Source organism: Caulobacter sp. HJHS_5 (assembly GCF_056683955.1).
The window spans coordinates 483,702-498,903 of sequence record NZ_JBWZNC010000001.1; the positions used below are offsets into that span (position 1 = coordinate 483,702).

Below are 15,202 nucleotides of genomic sequence, written 5' to 3' on the forward strand. Positions count from 1 at the left end.
CCCTCAATCAGGCATGCTGGCTAGGGGGCGGCGCGAGCGGCGCGGTAAGCATGAAGCGCGCTCCCCCTCCAGGAGCGTCCGTCAACGCGACCGACCCGCCGTGCGCGCGGGCGATCTCAGCGACGATGGATAGGCCCAGCCCGGCGCCGGCGCCGGAGGTCCGCCGCTCGCGACTGCGCCAGAAGCGTTCGAAAATCCGATCGCGATCCTGGGCCTCGACGCCCGGCCCCCGATCGGTCACCGCAACCGACCCGTCTGCGCCGACGCCGACGGTGACCTCCTCCCCCGAAGGGCTGTGCGCGATGGCGTTTTCGACCAGATTGCGGATTGCATCGCCCAGGGCGTCGGCGTTGCCCGTCACCAACACCGGCGTGGCCGAGGACTCGAACGCGAGACTGCGCCCGGCCTTGGCCGCCAGGGGCGCGAAATGTTCGACGACCTGCGCCGCGACCGCGCCGAGATCGACCGTCTGTCCCAGGCTGAGCGGCTGGGCGTCCAGGCGTGCGACGCCGAGCAATTGGGCCACGAGGCGGTTCATCCGCTCGGAGTCGAGTCGCAGGCGGCCGACCTCGTCGGACGGCGGCAGCGCCTCGAGCCCCGCAGTCAGAATAGCCAGGGGCGTACGCAACTCATGGGCGGCGTCGGCGGTGAACTGGCGTTGGGTTTCGAACCCCTTGGCCAGGCGGTCGAAGGCCTCGTTCACGGCGGCCACCACCGGTTGCAGTTCCGAGGGCAGGCCCTCGCTCGACAGGCGCACTCCGACGGCGCCAGGCGTCACGGCGGCGGCTTGAGCCGCGACCGCGCGAAGAGGCTTCAGACTGGTCCGAAGGGTGAGGACGGCGATCGTCAGCACGGCGATGAAGAGGATGGGAACCATCCAGCCGATGTCCCCCATGAACTCGGCGACGAACTTGTCGGCCTTGCCGTCCTCCGACAGCGTCCTGGCCGCGTGAACCGCGGCGCCGATGGCCGCCGCCAGGCCGCCGCCGAGAGTCACGGCGAGCAGCAGGCCGAGCCGGAGCAGCAGTTTTCCCTCCAGCGAACGTGGCCGGAAGACCCGCCTCACGCCCCCTCCTCCAGGAAGTAGCCGACGCCCCGCACCGTATGGATCGTGCAGGCCGCCTTGGCTTCGATCAGCTTTCGCCGCAGGTGATGCACGTGCACCGGAATGGCGTTGGACTCCAACTCGTCGCCCATGCCGTAGAGCTTTTCCTCCAACAGCGCCTTCGGCACGACCCGCCCCAGGCGGCGGAGGAGATGTTCGAGAATGGCGATCTCCTGCCGGGCCAGCGGCACAACCTGACCATCGACCTCCACGTCGCGCCCCACGGTGTCGAGCACCAGGTTGCCGGCCTCCAGCCGCACGCCGAGCGGTCCGCCCGGTCGCCGCAGCAGGGCCTTCACCCGCGCGATGACTTCCGCCAGGGCGAAGGGTTTGATGAGGTAGTCGTCGGCGCCGGCGTCCAGCCCGGCCACTCGATCCTCCACCGCATCGCGCGCCGTCAGAACCAGGATCGGGGGCGTATCCGGCTTGCGCCGCAGGTCGGACAACAGCCGCAGACCGTCGCCGTCCGGCAGGCCGAGGTCGAGCACGGCGGCGTCATAGCAAGTCAGTTCCAGCGCGGCCTCGGCGTCAGCGACCGTCGCCACGGCGTCGACGACGAAACCGGCCTGGCGCAGGCCCGCGGCGACCAGGTCGGCGATCCGCCGCTCATCCTCGACGACCAACAGACGCATGGCTCCTCGCAGCTTCGAAACGCGATAGGGCGCGGTTCGTTTTATGGCTGTTTTAAGAGCCCTTCGCCCCGGCGCCGCCCTCTAAAACTGCCTTAAACTTCGCGAGCAGACTGCAGGGGTGTTTTCAAGAGCGACCGGAGCCCGCCTCCGTCGCATCCCGACGGAGGCCCGCCATGAGATCCCGCCTGATCGCCGCGACCGCGTTCATCTCCGCCCTGCTCGTCTCGCCGGTCATGGCCGCCGACTGGGCGGCCGTCGGCAAGGCGCTCGGCAAGACCGGCACGGTCACCGGCAACGTCTATCGGGTCGGCCTGCCGCGCACCGACCTGCAGGTCACGCTCGACGGCGTCGCCATCAAGCCGACGCTGGCGCTCGGCTCCTGGGTGGCCTTCGACGACATGGGCGCCGAGAGCATGGTGATGGGCGACCTCGTCCTCACCCACGCCGAGGTCAATCCGGTGATGTCGGCGCTGATCGAGCAGGGCTTGGAGATCACCGCCCTGCACAACCACCTGCTGCGTTCGACGCCCTCGACCATGTACATGCACATCGGCGGCCACGGCGATCCGGTGAAGCTGGCGACAGCGATTCACGCCGCCCTGGCGAAGAGCGGCACGCCTTTCACCGCGCCCGCCCCCGCCTCCGCCGCGCCGCCCGCGCCCCTTGATTTCGACGTCGCCGGAATCGAGCAGGCGCTCGGCGCCAAGGGCGCGTCCAACGGCGGGGTCCTTCAGTTCAACATTCCGCGCGCCGAGACGCCGAAGGTCGGGGGCATGGCGGCGCCGACCGCCATGGGTTCGGCCATCGCCATCAACTTCCAGCCCACCGGCCAGGGCAAGGCGGCGATCACCGGCGACTTCGTATTGACCGCCGACGAGGTGAACCCGGTCATCAGGGCGCTGCGCTCCAACGGCATCGAGGTCACGGCCCTGCACAACCACATGCTCGATGACGAGCCGCGTCTGTTCTTCATGCACTTCTGGGCCAATGCCGACGCCAAGACCCTGGCGACCGGCCTTCGAGCCGCGCTCGACAGGGTCAAGACCGCCAAGCCAGGCTGACCTCACGTTGCACCCCCGTTCGAATTCGGAAGGCGAGCCCGCGCTCGCACGCAGACTTGTGCGCCTTGACACCCTTCGCACTCGGCATCGCCGTCGGAACGGGTTCGCTCTCTACCGCACCGCCGGCGTCATGCTCAGGGTGATGCTCTCGCTTTCGGCCGGCAGATGCCGCGTCGTCGTCGGCGGGGCCAGGATCATCGAGACCGCGAAGGCCATCGCCGCCAGTGCGGCGAACGCCGCGGCGGCCAAGGCGGCCCAGCGGCCGTCCTTCTGCAGGGGCGGCTTCAGAAGGCCGCGGATGTAGCTTACGGCCGCCGGATCGAGGGCGGAATCGGTCATCGCCATGGGCCGAGCCTAACCCAGGCCCTTGCGTCGCGCGACGCGGAACCCCAAAGAACACGGCCTGAAAGGTTCGGCCCATGATCCTGGTCATCGATAACTACGACAGCTTCACCTACAACCTCGTCCACTATCTGAACGAGCTGGGGGCCGAGACGGTCGTGCGCCGCAACGACGCCCTGTCGGTGCAGGAAGCCCTGGGCCTGGGTTCGGAAGCCGTCCTGCTGTCGCCCGGCCCCTGCACGCCGGACCAGGCCGGCATCTGCCTGCCTCTGCTGCGCGGCGCCCCGGCCGACCTGCCGATCCTCGGCGTCTGCCTCGGTCACCAAGCCATCGGTCAGGCCTATGGCGGCGACGTGGTCCGCGCCAAGGAGATCCTCCACGGCAAGACCAGCGCCATCCACCACGCCGACACGGGCATCTTCAAGGGTCTGCCCAACCCCTTCACGGCCACCCGCTACCACTCGCTCGCCGTCAGCCGCGACACCCTGCCGGACGACCTGGAGGTCACCGCCTGGACCGAGGACGGCGAGATCATGGGCTTCCAGCACAAAACCCGCCCCGTCCATGGCGTGCAGTTCCACCCGGAATCCATCGCCACCGAAGGCGGCCACCAATTGCTCGCCAACTTCCTGGAGCTGGCCGGCGTGAAGCGCCTCGCCGACGCCTGAACCCATGAGCGACGCCTTCAAGCCCCTGCTGGCCAAGCTGGCCGACGGCGCGACCCTGTCGGAAGACGACGCCGACGCCTTCTTCTCCGCCTGCCTGCGCGGCGAGCCGACCCCGGCCCAGGTGGCCGCGGCCCTCACCGCCATGCGCCTGCGCGGCGAGACGGTCGGCGAGATCACCGCCAGCGCCCGCGCCATGCGCCGCGCCGCCGTGATGCTCGAGCATCCGTTCGACGTCATCGACACCTGCGGCACCGGCGGCGACGGCCTGCACACCTATAACGTCTCCACCGCCGCGGCCTTCGTGGCGGCCGGCGGCGGGCTGAAGGTGGCCAAGCACGGCAACCGCGCCCTCTCCTCCCGCTCCGGCTCGTCCGACGTGCTGGCGGCCCTCGGCGTCAAGCTCGACGCCGGTCCTGGAGCCCAACTGAAAGCTCTGGAAACAGCCGGCATCTGCTTCCTGTTCGCCCCGGCCCACCACGGCGCCATGCGCCACGTCACCCCGATCCGGGCCGAACTCGGCTTCCGCACGGTGTTCAACCTGCTGGGCCCGCTATCGAACCCGGCCGGCGCCAAGCGCCAGGTGCTCGGCGTTTACGACCTGCGCCTGCTGGAGCCGCTGGCCCGCGTGCTCGGCGCCCTCGGCGCGACCCGCGCCTGGACCGTTCACGGCCAGGGCATGGACGAGCTGACCACCACCGGCGAGACCCACGTCAGCGAATGGCGCGACGGCGCCGTGCGCCATTTCACCATCACGCCGGAAGCCGTCGGCCTGCCGCGCGCGGCCTTGTCCGATCTCACCGGCGGCGACCCGGCCGTCAACGCCGGGGCCATCGAGGCCCTGCTCGGCGGGGCCAAGGGCGCCTATCGCGACATCGTGCTGCTGAACGCCGCCGCCGCCTTCCTGGTCGGCGACAAGGTCGAGACGCTGCGCGAGGGCGTCGAACTGGCCGAAGCCGTCATCGACGACGGCCGCGCCCGCGCCGCCCTGGACCTGCTGATCGAGGCCACCAATGGCTGATATTCTCGACAAGATCGCCGCCTACAAGCGCGAGGACATCGCCGTCCGCAAAGCCGCGCGCCCGACCGTCGACGTCTCCGAGGCCTCGCACCCGCGCGGCTTCCGCGCCGCCTTGGCCCGCGACGCCGCCCCCGGCCGGCTCGCCCTGATCGCCGAGATCAAGAAGGCTTCGCCCTCCAAGGGCCTGATCCGCGCCGACTTCGATCCGCCGTCGCTGGCCCAGGCCTACGCCGCTGGCGGCGCCAGCTGCCTCTCCGTGCTAACCGACGCGCCCAGCTTTCAGGGCGACGACCGCTTCCTCGTCGCCGCCCGCGCCGCCGTCGACCTGCCGGCCATCCGCAAGGACTTCCTGGTCGATCCCTGGCAGGTGGCCGAATCCCGCGCCCTCGGCGCCGACGCCATCCTGATCATCATGGCCATGGTCGACGACGCCCTGGCCGCCGACCTCTACGCCGAAGCCCTGCGCCTCGGCATGGACGCCCTGGTCGAGGTGCACGACGAGGCCGAGATGGAGCGCGCCAACGCCCTCGGCGCCGACCTCGTCGGGATCAACAACCGCAACCTGCGCACCTTCGAGGTCGATCTGGCCTGGACGGAAAAGCTGTCCGCAATGGCGCCCACCGACGCCCTTCTGGTCGCCGAGAGCGGCATCTTCACTCCCGCCGACGTCGCCCGCTGCGCCGCCGCCGGCGCGAGCGCCATGCTCGTCGGCGAAAGCCTGATGCGCCAGGCGGACGTGACCGCCGCGACCCGGGCGCTGCTCGCCTGAGCCTTTTTCTCTGATTGTTCTCGACGCCGATGTTCCAGGCCGACCCTTGGTAAGACGGCGTTAACCACAGAACGCCTAGAGAACGAATTCGACGTTTGCGGTTTGTTCCGCTACAGTCATCGACACAGAGATTCGCAGCGAGGGCCTTGCCGATGCTCACCCGCAAACAGCACGAGCTGCTCATGTTCATCCATGAGCGCATCAAGGAAACCGGCGTCTCGCCGTCGTTCGACGAGATGAAGGAGGCGCTCGATCTGGCGTCCAAGTCCGGCATCCACCGGCTGATCACCGCCCTTGAGGAGCGCGGCTTCCTGCGCCGCCTGCCCCACCGGGCCCGGGCCTTGGAAGTGGTCAAGCTGCCGCAGCAGGCCACCACCGCCGCCCCGCCACGCGGTCGCGGCGCCTTCACGCCGAAGATGGTCGAGAACACCGGCGCCGCCATCGCGGCCAATGACATGCGCGAGCTGCCGATCCTCGGCAAGATCGCCGCCGGCACCCCGATCGAAGCCATCCAGCATGAGCGCGACCGCCTGCTGGTTCCCGAGAGCATGCTCGGCGCCGGCGAGCACTACGTCCTCGAGGTGCAGGGCGACTCGATGATCAACGCCGGCATCCTCGACGGCGACTTCGTGATGATCCGCAAGGGCGACAACGCCAACAACGGCGAGATTGTCGTCGCCCTGATCCTCGGCGAGGAAGCCACCTTGAAGCGCCTGCGCCGCAAAGGCGCCTCCATCGCCCTGGAAGCCGCCAACCCCGCCTACGAGACCCGCATCTTCGGACCGGACCAGGTTCAGGTGCAGGGCAAGCTCGTCGGCCTGATCCGCCGTTACCACTGATCCGGCGCTAGCCGTCGTCCTCCGAGGCGGCCGCCGTCCACGGCCGGCGGCCCCTCAGCGTCTGGGCCCAGACGATCCGCCAGCCGCCCGCCGTCCGATAGAGCTCGGCCGCCCCGCCCCGGGCGAAGTCCTCGCCGGTCAACCGCAGCTTGCCCTCGCACACTGCCGGCCATTCGCTCGGCGCCGGCCCTCGTAGGCTGACGATCTCGCCTGTCTCGCACAGGCGCTCGATCTCCGCCGCCTTGGGCGTCCGCTTGCCCCATGACGCGGCCAGGGCGGTCGGCGCGGTGGTCGGGGTGCAGGCCATCCGCCCGCAGTCGAAGCCCGGGGCGGTCTCATCGATGGTCAGGCCGCGGCGCCGGCTCCACAGGTCGACGCCGAACCGGCTGACGTCCGGCCGCAGCAGCACCGCCTGCTCGCCCACCCGCACCGCCGCGCTGGCGCCGTTCGAGGCGATCCAGGCGTCGGGCGCCGGCGGCCTCGGCCACAGGCTGACGGCGAAGGCCAGCGGCAGGCCGAGCCACCGCAGCCGTCCGCGCCACAGGCAGAGCCACATCAGGCCGAGGAACGCCACCACCAGCGCCGCCGACGGCGCGCTCGCCACGGTGATCTGGGCGAACGGCGCCTTGGCGAACCAGTCGGAGATGGCGCTCATCGCGCCAATGCCCCAGCCCGCCACGGTCAGGAACGGCCCGCCCAGCCCGAACGGCTCCAGCACCGCCCCGATGGCGAGAGCCGGCATGAACACGAAGCTCGACAGCGGCGCGACCAGCAGGTTGGCGGGCAGGCCCCAGACGGCGACGCGGTTGAAGTGCTGCAGGGCGAACGGCCCGGTGGCCAGGCCCGCCACCAGGCTGGCGAGGATGCTGATCCCCAGCCAGGCCCCGAAGCCCTGGGCGATGCGGATCGGCCAGGGCACGGAGATCTCCCTGGCCGGCGTCGGCCACGCCTCCGCCAGGGCCACGAGGGCGGCGGTGGCCGCGAACGACATCTGGAAGCCGGGCGTCGCCGCCGCTTCCGGCTGCATCAAGAGGATGACCAGGGCCGCCAGCGCCAGGGCGTGCAGGCTGATCGCCCGCCGGTCGGCGAGCACGGCGAGGAACGCCACGGAGGCGGTGATCGCCGCCCGCTCGGCCGGGGCCGGCGCGCCCGAGAGCACGAGGTAGGCGCCGACGGCTCCAAGTCCGGCGACCGCCGCCCACTTCTTGCCGTCGACGCGCAGGGCCAGCCACGGCCACGCCGCGATGCCCAGGCGCACGGCGGCGAACACGAAGCCGCCGACGATGGCCATGTGCAGACCGCTGATCGAGAGAATGTGCGCCAGGCCCGAGGCGCGCATGGAGTCGGTGGTCTCCTGCGAGACCCAGGCCTCGTGGCCGGTGACCATGGCCGCGGCGATGCCGCCGGTCTCCGGCCCCATCCGCTCGACGATCCGTTGGGCGAGGCTCCAGCGCGCGGCGTTGACGCCGAGCACCCAGCGCAGGGCCGCCGTCGGCGCGGGGGCGTCGAACACCTGGGGCCGCCCCAGGGCGAAGCCGGAGCCGCCGATGCGGTCGAAGAAGGCGTCGCGGGCGAAGTCGTAGGACCCCGGCGCGGCCGGCCCGGGCGGCGGGCCGACGATGGCGCGGATGCGGACGTAGGCGCCGGGCCCGACGACCGAGTCGGCGCCGACGCTGATCCGCACGCGGTGCGGGACGGCCTCGGCCGGCAGGTCGCCGATGCGGGACGGGGCGATCAGCAGTCGCCCGCCCGAGGCGCCGGGGCTAAGGACATCGACCACCCAGCCCTCGACGATGCGCGGCTGGTCGTCGGCGGCGAGGACGGGCGCGGCGACGCTCAGGGTCCGGACCTTGCCGGCCAGCACGCCGCCGGCGGCGAAGGCCACGAGGCCGAGGGCGATGGCCAAGGATCGCCACGGCGACCAGCGCTGCGCCGCCAACGCCAGGCAGGCGGCCACGAGGGCGAGCCCCAGCACGGCCCACAGCGGCGGCTCGGCGAGCAGCTTGAGATAGGCGGCGGCGCCGAGGCCGAAGGCGACGGGGCTCCACAGCGTCCAGCGCTCGGCCTGGGCCTCGATCTCCGCGCGCACGGCGGCCCAGAGACTTGGGAGGTTAGGTTTCCACGAAAGGCCCGTGCTAAGAGGCCAGCCCTTCTGAGCCGCCCTCCCCGAACCGGTCGTCCCGCCTATGTCCTCCCCCGTCGTCACCCGCTTCGCGCCCTCCCCCACCGGCTACCTGCACATAGGCGGCGCCCGCACGGCCTTGTTCAACTGGCTTTATGCGCGCCACACCGGCGGGAGCTTCCTGGTCCGCATCGAGGACACCGACCGCGAACGCTCCACCCAGGCGGCGGTCGACGCCATCTTCGAGGGGCTGAACTGGCTGGGCCTGACCTCGGACGCCCCGGTCGTCTACCAGGCCTCCCGCGCCGACCGGCACCGCGAAGCGGTGCGACGGATGCTGGACGCCGGCCGCGCCTATCGCTGCTGGATGACGGCCGACGAGCTGGAGGCCGCGCGGGACGCCGCGAGGGCCGCCGGCCACGCCCTGCGCTCGCCCTGGCGGGACCGTGACGACGGCGACCAAGCCCAGCCGCACGTCATCCGTTTCCGGGGTCCGCTGGACGGTGAGACCGTGGTCGCCGACCTGGTGCAGGGCGACGTGCGGTTCGCCAACAAGGACCTCGACGACCTGGTGCTGCTGCGCTCCGACGGCGCGCCGACCTACAACCTGGCCGTGGTGGTCGACGACCACGACATGGGCGTGACCCACGTGATCCGCGGCGACGACCACCTGGTCAACGCCGCGCGCCAGAGCCTGCTCTACGCCGGGCTGGACTGGACGGTCCCGGCCTTCGCCCACATCCCGCTGATCCACGGCCCGGACGGCGCCAAGCTGTCGAAGCGGCACGGCGCCCAGGCGGTGGGCGACTTCGCCGAGCTCGGCTACCTGCCCGAGGCGCTGCGCAACTACCTGGCCCGCCTGGGCTGGAGCCACGGCGACGACGAGATCTTCAGCGACGCGCAGGCCATCGCCTGGTTCGACATCGCCGACGTCAACAAGGGCGCGGCCCGCCTCGACTGGGACAAGCTGGCCCACGTCAACGCCCACTATATCCGCGCGGCCGCCGACAACCGCCTCGCCGGGCTGGTGGACGGCGTGCTGCAGGGCCGCGACCAAGCGCCGACGGCCGAGCAGAAGGTGCGCATCGAGGCGGCGATGCCGTTCCTGAAAGACCGCGCCAAGACGCTGCCGGAACTGGCCGACCAGTGCGCCTTCCTGCTGAAGGCCCGGCCGCTGGCGGTCGACGACAAGACCCGCGGCCTGCTGACCGACGAAACACGGGACCGCCTCGGCCGCCTTCTCTCGCATCTTGAGACGCAAGATCACTGGGACGCCGCGACGCTGGAAGCCGCTCTGAAGGCCTTCGCGGAGGCCGAAGGCGTCGGATTCGGCAAGATCGGCCCGCCCTTGCGCGGTATCCTGACCGGCGGCTCGCCAGCGCCCGACCTGGGCAAGACCTTGGCCGCCCTGACGCGGGCGGAGAGTCTTAATCGTATACGGGACGCTCTTTCGCACCGCAGCTAAAGCGCTATAAGGCCATGCCGCATAGCGAAAGCGTGTTGCGTTTTGTGTCTACGAGGGGATTTCGGGGATGAGCGATAAGGCTTCTCTGACGATCGGCGACAAGTCGTACGATCTGCCGATCATGAAGGGTTCCGTGGGCCCCGACGTGGTCGATGTACGCAAGCTGTATGGGGAAGCGGACGTCTTCACCTACGATCCGGGCTTCACGTCGACGGCGTCGTGCGAGAGCAAGATCACCTACATCGACGGCGACGCCGGCGTTCTGCTGCACCGCGGCTATCCGATCGACCAGCTGGCCGAGCAGTCGAACTTCCTGGAGACGGCCTATCTGCTGCTGAACGGCGCCCTGCCGACGGCCGCCGAATACGCCGACTTCGAGAACACCATCACGCGGCACACCATGCTGCACGCGCAGTTCGACCGCTTCTTCGAGGGCTTCCGTCGCGACGCGCACCCGATGGCGGTGATGACCGGCGCCGTGGGCGCCCTCTCGGCCTTCTACGCCGACGCCGTGCAGGTGGACGACCCCAAGCAGCGGATGATCTCGGCCCACCGCCTGATCGCCAAGATGCCGACCATCGCGGCCCGCACCTTCAAGTACTCGATCGGCCAGCCGTTCGTGAGCCCGCGCAACGACCTCTCCTACTCGGAGAACTTCCTGCACATGTGCTTCGCCGTGCCGGCGGAGGAGTACAAGGTGAACCCGGTGCTGGCCCGCGCCATGGACCGCATCTTCATCCTGCACGCCGACCACGAGCAGAACGCCTCGACCTCGACCGTGCGCCTGGCCGGCTCTTCGGGCGCCAACCCGTTCGCCTGCATCGCGGCCGGCATCGCCTGCCTCTGGGGCCCGAGCCACGGCGGCGCGAACCAGGAAGCGCTGGAGATGCTGCAAGAGATCGGCACCGTCGATCGCATCCCGGAATACGTCCAGGGCGTGAAGGACAAGAAGTACAAGCTGATGGGCTTCGGCCACCGCGTGTACAAGAACTTCGACCCGCGCGCGAAGGTCATGGAAAAGACCTGCAAGGAAGTGCTCGGCCAGCTGGGCATCAACGACCCGCTGCTGGAAGTGGCCATGGAGCTGGAAAAGGTCGCCCTGAGCGATCCCTACTTCATCGACCGCAAGCTCTATCCGAACATCGACTTCTACTCGGGCATCACCCTGCGGGCGATGGGCTTCCCGGCCGAGATGTTCACCGTGCTGTTCGCCCTGGCCCGCACCTCGGGCTGGATCAGCCAGTGGAAGGAAATGTTCGAAGATCCCGGCCGCAAGATCGGCCGCCCGCGCCAGCTCTACACCGGCGCGACGCAACGCGACTTCGTCCCGGTCGACAAGCGCGGCTAAGGCCGTCGCCGGTTTCACGGTTTCAGAGCCCCGTCGGACGCCAGTCCGACGGGGTTTTGTTTTGGGCGCCGATCGAGAAGGCATGGGTGCGCGCGGCTTCAGTCAAAGCCGTGGGTGTAGTTGCGCGGAGGCAGCGGCGCGGGGCGGCGGCGGCCCCGGTCTGGCGGCAGCTCGCCGGGCAGGCCGACGGGGTAGCCGGGGAGCGCGTCGGGGTCGGGCGGCGGGGTGTAGGTGGGAGTCGGCTGTGGAGGCGCCGCTTCGGCCCTTTCCCCCTGGATGGGGGAAAGGGTTGGGATTGGGGGTGGAAGCGGTTCAGCCGGCGGTGAGTGAGCCGGGCTTTGGGTGGGAAAAGCGTCGTGCGGCTTTTCTAACCATGCCTCTTCCTGACACGGCGCCACCCCCACCCTTGATCCCTCCCCCCTCCAGGGGGAGGGAGACCTAATAGCGGCGCGAGACAGCCCCAGGTCCCGGCAGATCTGCTCCACCACCTCCTCGAACGGCCGGGACAGGATGTCGCCAAGGTCGTCCGCGTCCTTCAGACGCTCGGTGGCCTCGCGGATGCAGCGTTCGTGCGCCTCGCCGCCCTCGGCGTCCTTGTGGATTTCGTCGATGATGCCGGTGACGGTGGCGGCGATGTCGTCCTTGCGGGCGCGAAGGCGCGGGTCTTCCACAGCCTTGGGCGCCGTCGCCGCCCGCGCGGCGGCCAGCGCCGCCCGCCGGGCTTCCTCGGCCTCGTAATCCTCGATCCGGCCGACGCCGCGCAGCTTGTCGATCACCTCGCTCTGCAGGGCGAAGGTGAGGCGCACGGCGCGCGAGACGCGGCTGAAGGCCAGAGTGACCGCCGCCGGATCGAGCGGCGCGGCGCCGGGCCCGGGCGCCGGGACGACATGCCGGCGCAGGCTCTCGGCGATCTCCATGCCGATGGCGGCCAGACGCGACAGCTCGGCGAGCTGCTGCTCCAGCAGCGGCCGCGCGAAATCGGCGCCGCCCGGCGCTGGTGCGTCGAGGGCTTCGGTATCGTCGGGGCTGGCGGGCTGTGGGGTCACGCCTCCAGTGAAGCAAGCGGCGGCGTCAGAGGCGGACGTGTGGAAAAGAAACCCAGGCCAGGGCCTGGGGCGCCGCGCGGCTACCAGGGCTTGTCGCGGCGGATGCCCTGATAGGGCGCGTTCGCATCGCGACGGAATTCGCGCTCGACGTAGCTCTGATAGTCCTTCGGCCCCTTGTCCTTGGGAAGCAGGACAATCGCCGGCCTATAGGGCTCGACGTCCGTTCGACGATCACCGCCGACCAGGGCAACCTCGACCGGCCACCTCGGCGGCGGACTGCGCGGCTTCGCGATCACCGGGCCGGAACTCGAAATCCGCCGAGCGGCAGGGGGCGGTGCGGATGCGCAGGCGGCTAGGAGAAGGCTGGTCACAAGGGAAAGCGCGATCGGATACTTCATGAGGCATCCTTACGGGCGGCGTCGCGGTCTTGGTCAGCACAAGGCTAACATGCCAATAGCGAACAACGACCTATAAAGTCGGCGAAGCGCCACTTCCTGACCTTGAGCCCGCGTCGGAAACCGGACCTTCAGCGAGAAGTCCTAGGAGCAAGATCGCATGTCCGAGGCGCACTCAGGATAGCCTCGACGAGTCCGCCGGCCCGGTCGTGTAGGTGGACCTAGCGTCGCGGCGGTGCCCGTTGGGAGAGGCCCGGCGTCTGACGGGCCGTTGGAGCGAGGATCGCGCCCTCGTACGGATTTCGAGGCACCCGGTTCTGCGTCTGAAGGTCGGCGAACAGGTCGGCGTAGGCGTCTTGGTAGGGTGGCATCTGGTCGCCGAAGATGCGTGCCCGAAGGCAGGCCGCCACCACGAGCTCCAGGTCGAACAGAGGGTCGGCCACATAGGTCTCGTAGTACCGACCGTACTTGCGAGAATCGTAGACGTCAGGCGCGCCGCCGTGGATCACGGCGGCGCGCAAGGTCATCAGGTCCCTCAGCCTTGCGGCGTCGAGGTGATCGCCGAGCAAGCCTCGCACCCCATCGATCACCGCCTGGGTCGCTTGGTTGGCGTCACCGAAAATGCCATCCAAGGCCATGCAGAAGATCGGGAAGCGCGCGGCCTCGTCCAGCGGCCAGGCGCGGTAGAAGTACTCGAGCGCATACAGGCGGCGGCGATCCACGCGCGCGCTGGAGGCCAAGAGCCGGTCGACCTCCGCCAGCCACGGGAGGTCGTCCGTCCCCAGCACGATGTCGCTCATCAGCGGTGGTGTGTGCGGACTGTGCCCACCTACGCCGACATCCTGATTTTGGATCGTGCAGTGGCCGCCGAACATCGCGCGTCCGGAAAAGGTATGCCGTTGCCGCGGTTCTGGCGTCAGGGCGACCGCGCCCAGGATTCCGGCGCGCATCTTCTTGGCCACGGTCAGATTCGGGGCGCGCACGCCCAGCCAGCTCGTGGGCGACTTCACCGCCATCCGCGGATCCTTCAGCGGTGGGAAGACCTGTGGGTCGAGCCACCGTTCCGGGTGCTCGTCGGCCAGCTGCACGGCGAGGCTCTTCGGATCGCAGAGGAAGAAAGTCGTTCCGGCGAACGGATCCACGACGCGGATCGGCACCAGCGGGAACAGAGTGACGACGGCCTTCGGCGCGAACAGCGGGGACGCCGCCAAGTCGTCGGCAAAAGCTGTCAAGGTGTTGGGGGACACCCGATCCGCGTAGGGTCCCTCGAAGCGCGCGATCCAGCACTCGTCGGCGAGAATCCAGTAGGCCTCCGCGACGAATTGTGTGAGCAGGCTCCAGACGTCGCCGATGTCCAGGTACTTCAAATAAGGGGCGCCGTTCTGACGGACATAGTGGGCGGCCCGTATCATTTCGCTCTTTTGGTAGTGGAGCGAGGCGCCTAGGTTCCGGAGCGGCATCGGCGTTCCCGGGCGACCGAACATGAAGCTATGGCGATGGCCATCCGCGCCGGGCGGCCGCATCGCTGTCAGTAGCCGGATCGCGGCTTCTAAGTGGACCGGTTTAGGCATGTCAAAGCCCTAGCACGTTCGGGTCAGCTCAGCGCTGTGCGCGGGATCTGGCCCGCAGAGATGCACCACTAGCTGCCATTGGGTCCGCGCCAAAAACGCGACGTTGACTGCCTGAGGCATGCGGATCGATCTCTATCCCGCTGCCGAGGCTGAATCGCGGCGGGCCAATCGGGGGCGCCGGAAGGTCGCCGCCTTGACGGCCGCGATCAGCGCCGCCCGGTCGAATACCAGGCAGGCGCCCGCATGATTGTCGCCGTAATGCGCCCACATCTGCGGCAGCGAGTGGCCACGCTGATAGACCCGTTCGGTCCGCTCCATCGGCCCGATCTCACCGGTTATCTCGCAGCCCGGCAGATCGGAGGAGAAGCACGCGACACGCACGTCGCGCCGCAGCAGCGCGGCATAGTCGGCCATCATCGCCGGCGTGAACTCGGGCCCGAACTCCCCGCCGGCCACCCAGGTCAGCTGGAAGGTCTTGAACTCGTAGGGATCGTTGAGTCGCTCGAAGCTCGAAAACCGAAGCTCCCCACGAGCGAGGATGTGGTCGCAGAGCGTCGCGGCCGTCGTGTAGTGGTAGAGACAGCGGTCGGCAGACCGTAGCCAGTACCAGATTCCATCGGTGTCCTTAGGTTTGGGTTCGGTCGTGGTCTTGCGCCCAGGCCGTCGTGCGCCGCTAAGGTGGGCGAACACCTGCCCCGGCGCCGTCCCGAAGAGCGCTCTACGACGCCCCGTTCGCTTCCCGCTCATGCGGGCCCAATCTGCGACCAGCTACATAGCGCCCACCGGACGACGTTAGTCAGTTGGATAAGCTGCGGACGCTC

15 protein-coding genes are annotated in these 15,202 nt (G+C 69.6%); 7 read left to right on the forward strand and 8 right to left on the reverse strand.

The features are described from left to right. Positions 1-7 precede the first annotated feature (7 nt). Together ACFLIT_RS02535 and ACFLIT_RS02540 are read right to left on the reverse strand one after the other, a co-directional pair. A complete protein-coding gene (locus ACFLIT_RS02535; RefSeq protein ID WP_479909600.1) occupies positions 8-1,066 on the reverse strand; it encodes a sensor histidine kinase in 1,059 nt (352 codons plus the stop codon). Then, positions 1,063-1,737, reverse strand: coding sequence for a response regulator (locus ACFLIT_RS02540; protein ID WP_479909601.1), 675 nt, complete (start codon positions 1,735-1,737; stop codon positions 1,063-1,065). The genes ACFLIT_RS02535 and ACFLIT_RS02540 overlap by 4 nt, the downstream gene beginning before the upstream one ends. A 173-nt stretch (positions 1,738-1,910) precedes the next feature. On the opposite strand from ACFLIT_RS02540, the gene ACFLIT_RS02545 reads away from it, so the two are divergent. After that, positions 1,911-2,798, forward strand: a complete 888-nt coding sequence (locus tag ACFLIT_RS02545; protein ID WP_479909602.1) for a DUF1259 domain-containing protein — start codon at positions 1,911-1,913, stop codon at positions 2,796-2,798. A gap of 111 nt (positions 2,799-2,909) precedes the next feature. Here the strand turns inward: ACFLIT_RS02545 and ACFLIT_RS02550 are convergent, their stop codons facing one another. After that, the gene (locus ACFLIT_RS02550; protein ID WP_479909603.1) at positions 2,910-3,143 is read right to left on the reverse strand and encodes a hypothetical protein; all 234 of its coding nucleotides are present in this window, start codon (positions 3,141-3,143) and stop codon (positions 2,910-2,912) included. A 74-nt stretch (positions 3,144-3,217) separates the two neighbouring features. On the opposite strand from ACFLIT_RS02550, the gene ACFLIT_RS02555 reads away from it, so the two are divergent. The 4 genes from ACFLIT_RS02555 (at position 3,218) to lexA (ending at position 6,434) form a co-directional block, all read left to right on the forward strand. Beyond that, positions 3,218-3,808 (forward strand): anthranilate synthase component II, encoded by a 591-nt coding sequence (locus ACFLIT_RS02555; RefSeq protein ID WP_479909604.1) that lies wholly within the window; start codon positions 3,218-3,220, stop codon positions 3,806-3,808. Between the two features lie 4 nt (positions 3,809-3,812). After that, positions 3,813-4,826 (forward strand): anthranilate phosphoribosyltransferase, encoded by a 1,014-nt coding sequence (trpD, locus tag ACFLIT_RS02560; protein WP_479909605.1) that lies wholly within the window; start codon positions 3,813-3,815, stop codon positions 4,824-4,826. Continuing rightward, a complete protein-coding gene (trpC, locus tag ACFLIT_RS02565; protein WP_479909606.1) occupies positions 4,819-5,595 on the forward strand; it encodes an indole-3-glycerol phosphate synthase TrpC in 777 nt (258 codons plus the stop codon). The genes trpD and trpC overlap by 8 nt, the downstream gene beginning before the upstream one ends. A gap of 152 nt (positions 5,596-5,747) precedes the next feature. Then, positions 5,748-6,434: a transcriptional repressor LexA gene (lexA, locus tag ACFLIT_RS02570; RefSeq protein WP_479909607.1), complete on the forward strand. Its 687-nt coding sequence runs from the start codon at positions 5,748-5,750 to the stop codon at positions 6,432-6,434. 7 nt (positions 6,435-6,441) lie between these two features. Here the strand turns inward: lexA and ACFLIT_RS02575 are convergent, their stop codons facing one another. Then, positions 6,442-8,523 carry a ComEC/Rec2 family competence protein gene (locus ACFLIT_RS02575; RefSeq protein WP_479909608.1) on the reverse strand — a complete coding sequence of 694 codons (2,082 nt, stop codon included), beginning with the start codon at positions 8,521-8,523 and terminating at the stop codon, positions 6,442-6,444. A gap of 97 nt (positions 8,524-8,620) precedes the next feature. Between ACFLIT_RS02575 and gltX the strand changes: the two genes are divergently transcribed. Both gltX and gltA read left to right on the forward strand, forming a co-directional pair. Then, positions 8,621-10,021 carry a glutamate--tRNA ligase gene (gene gltX, locus ACFLIT_RS02580; protein ID WP_479909609.1) on the forward strand — a complete coding sequence of 467 codons (1,401 nt, stop codon included), beginning with the start codon at positions 8,621-8,623 and terminating at the stop codon, positions 10,019-10,021. Between the two features lie 67 nt (positions 10,022-10,088). Further along, the gene (gene gltA, locus ACFLIT_RS02585; protein ID WP_479909610.1) at positions 10,089-11,369 is read left to right on the forward strand and encodes a citrate synthase; all 1,281 of its coding nucleotides are present in this window, start codon (positions 10,089-10,091) and stop codon (positions 11,367-11,369) included. A gap of 98 nt (positions 11,370-11,467) precedes the next feature. Here gltA and ACFLIT_RS02590 read toward each other — a convergent pair whose 3' ends face one another. The 4 genes from ACFLIT_RS02590 to ACFLIT_RS02605 form a co-directional block, all read right to left on the reverse strand. Beyond that, positions 11,468-12,415 carry a hypothetical protein gene (locus ACFLIT_RS02590; protein WP_479909611.1) on the reverse strand — a complete coding sequence of 316 codons (948 nt, stop codon included), beginning with the start codon at positions 12,413-12,415 and terminating at the stop codon, positions 11,468-11,470. 80 nt (positions 12,416-12,495) lie between these two features. Then, positions 12,496-12,711, reverse strand: coding sequence for a hypothetical protein (locus ACFLIT_RS02595; RefSeq protein WP_479909612.1), 216 nt, complete (start codon positions 12,709-12,711; stop codon positions 12,496-12,498). A 320-nt stretch (positions 12,712-13,031) separates the two neighbouring features. Next, complete coding sequence (locus ACFLIT_RS02600; protein WP_479909613.1) at positions 13,032-14,222, reverse strand: hypothetical protein; 1,191 nt, start codon at positions 14,220-14,222, stop codon at positions 13,032-13,034. A 291-nt stretch (positions 14,223-14,513) separates the two neighbouring features. Further along, positions 14,514-15,071, reverse strand: a complete 558-nt coding sequence (locus ACFLIT_RS02605; protein WP_479909614.1) for a DUF2971 domain-containing protein — start codon at positions 15,069-15,071, stop codon at positions 14,514-14,516. Positions 15,072-15,202: the final 131 nt, after the last annotated feature.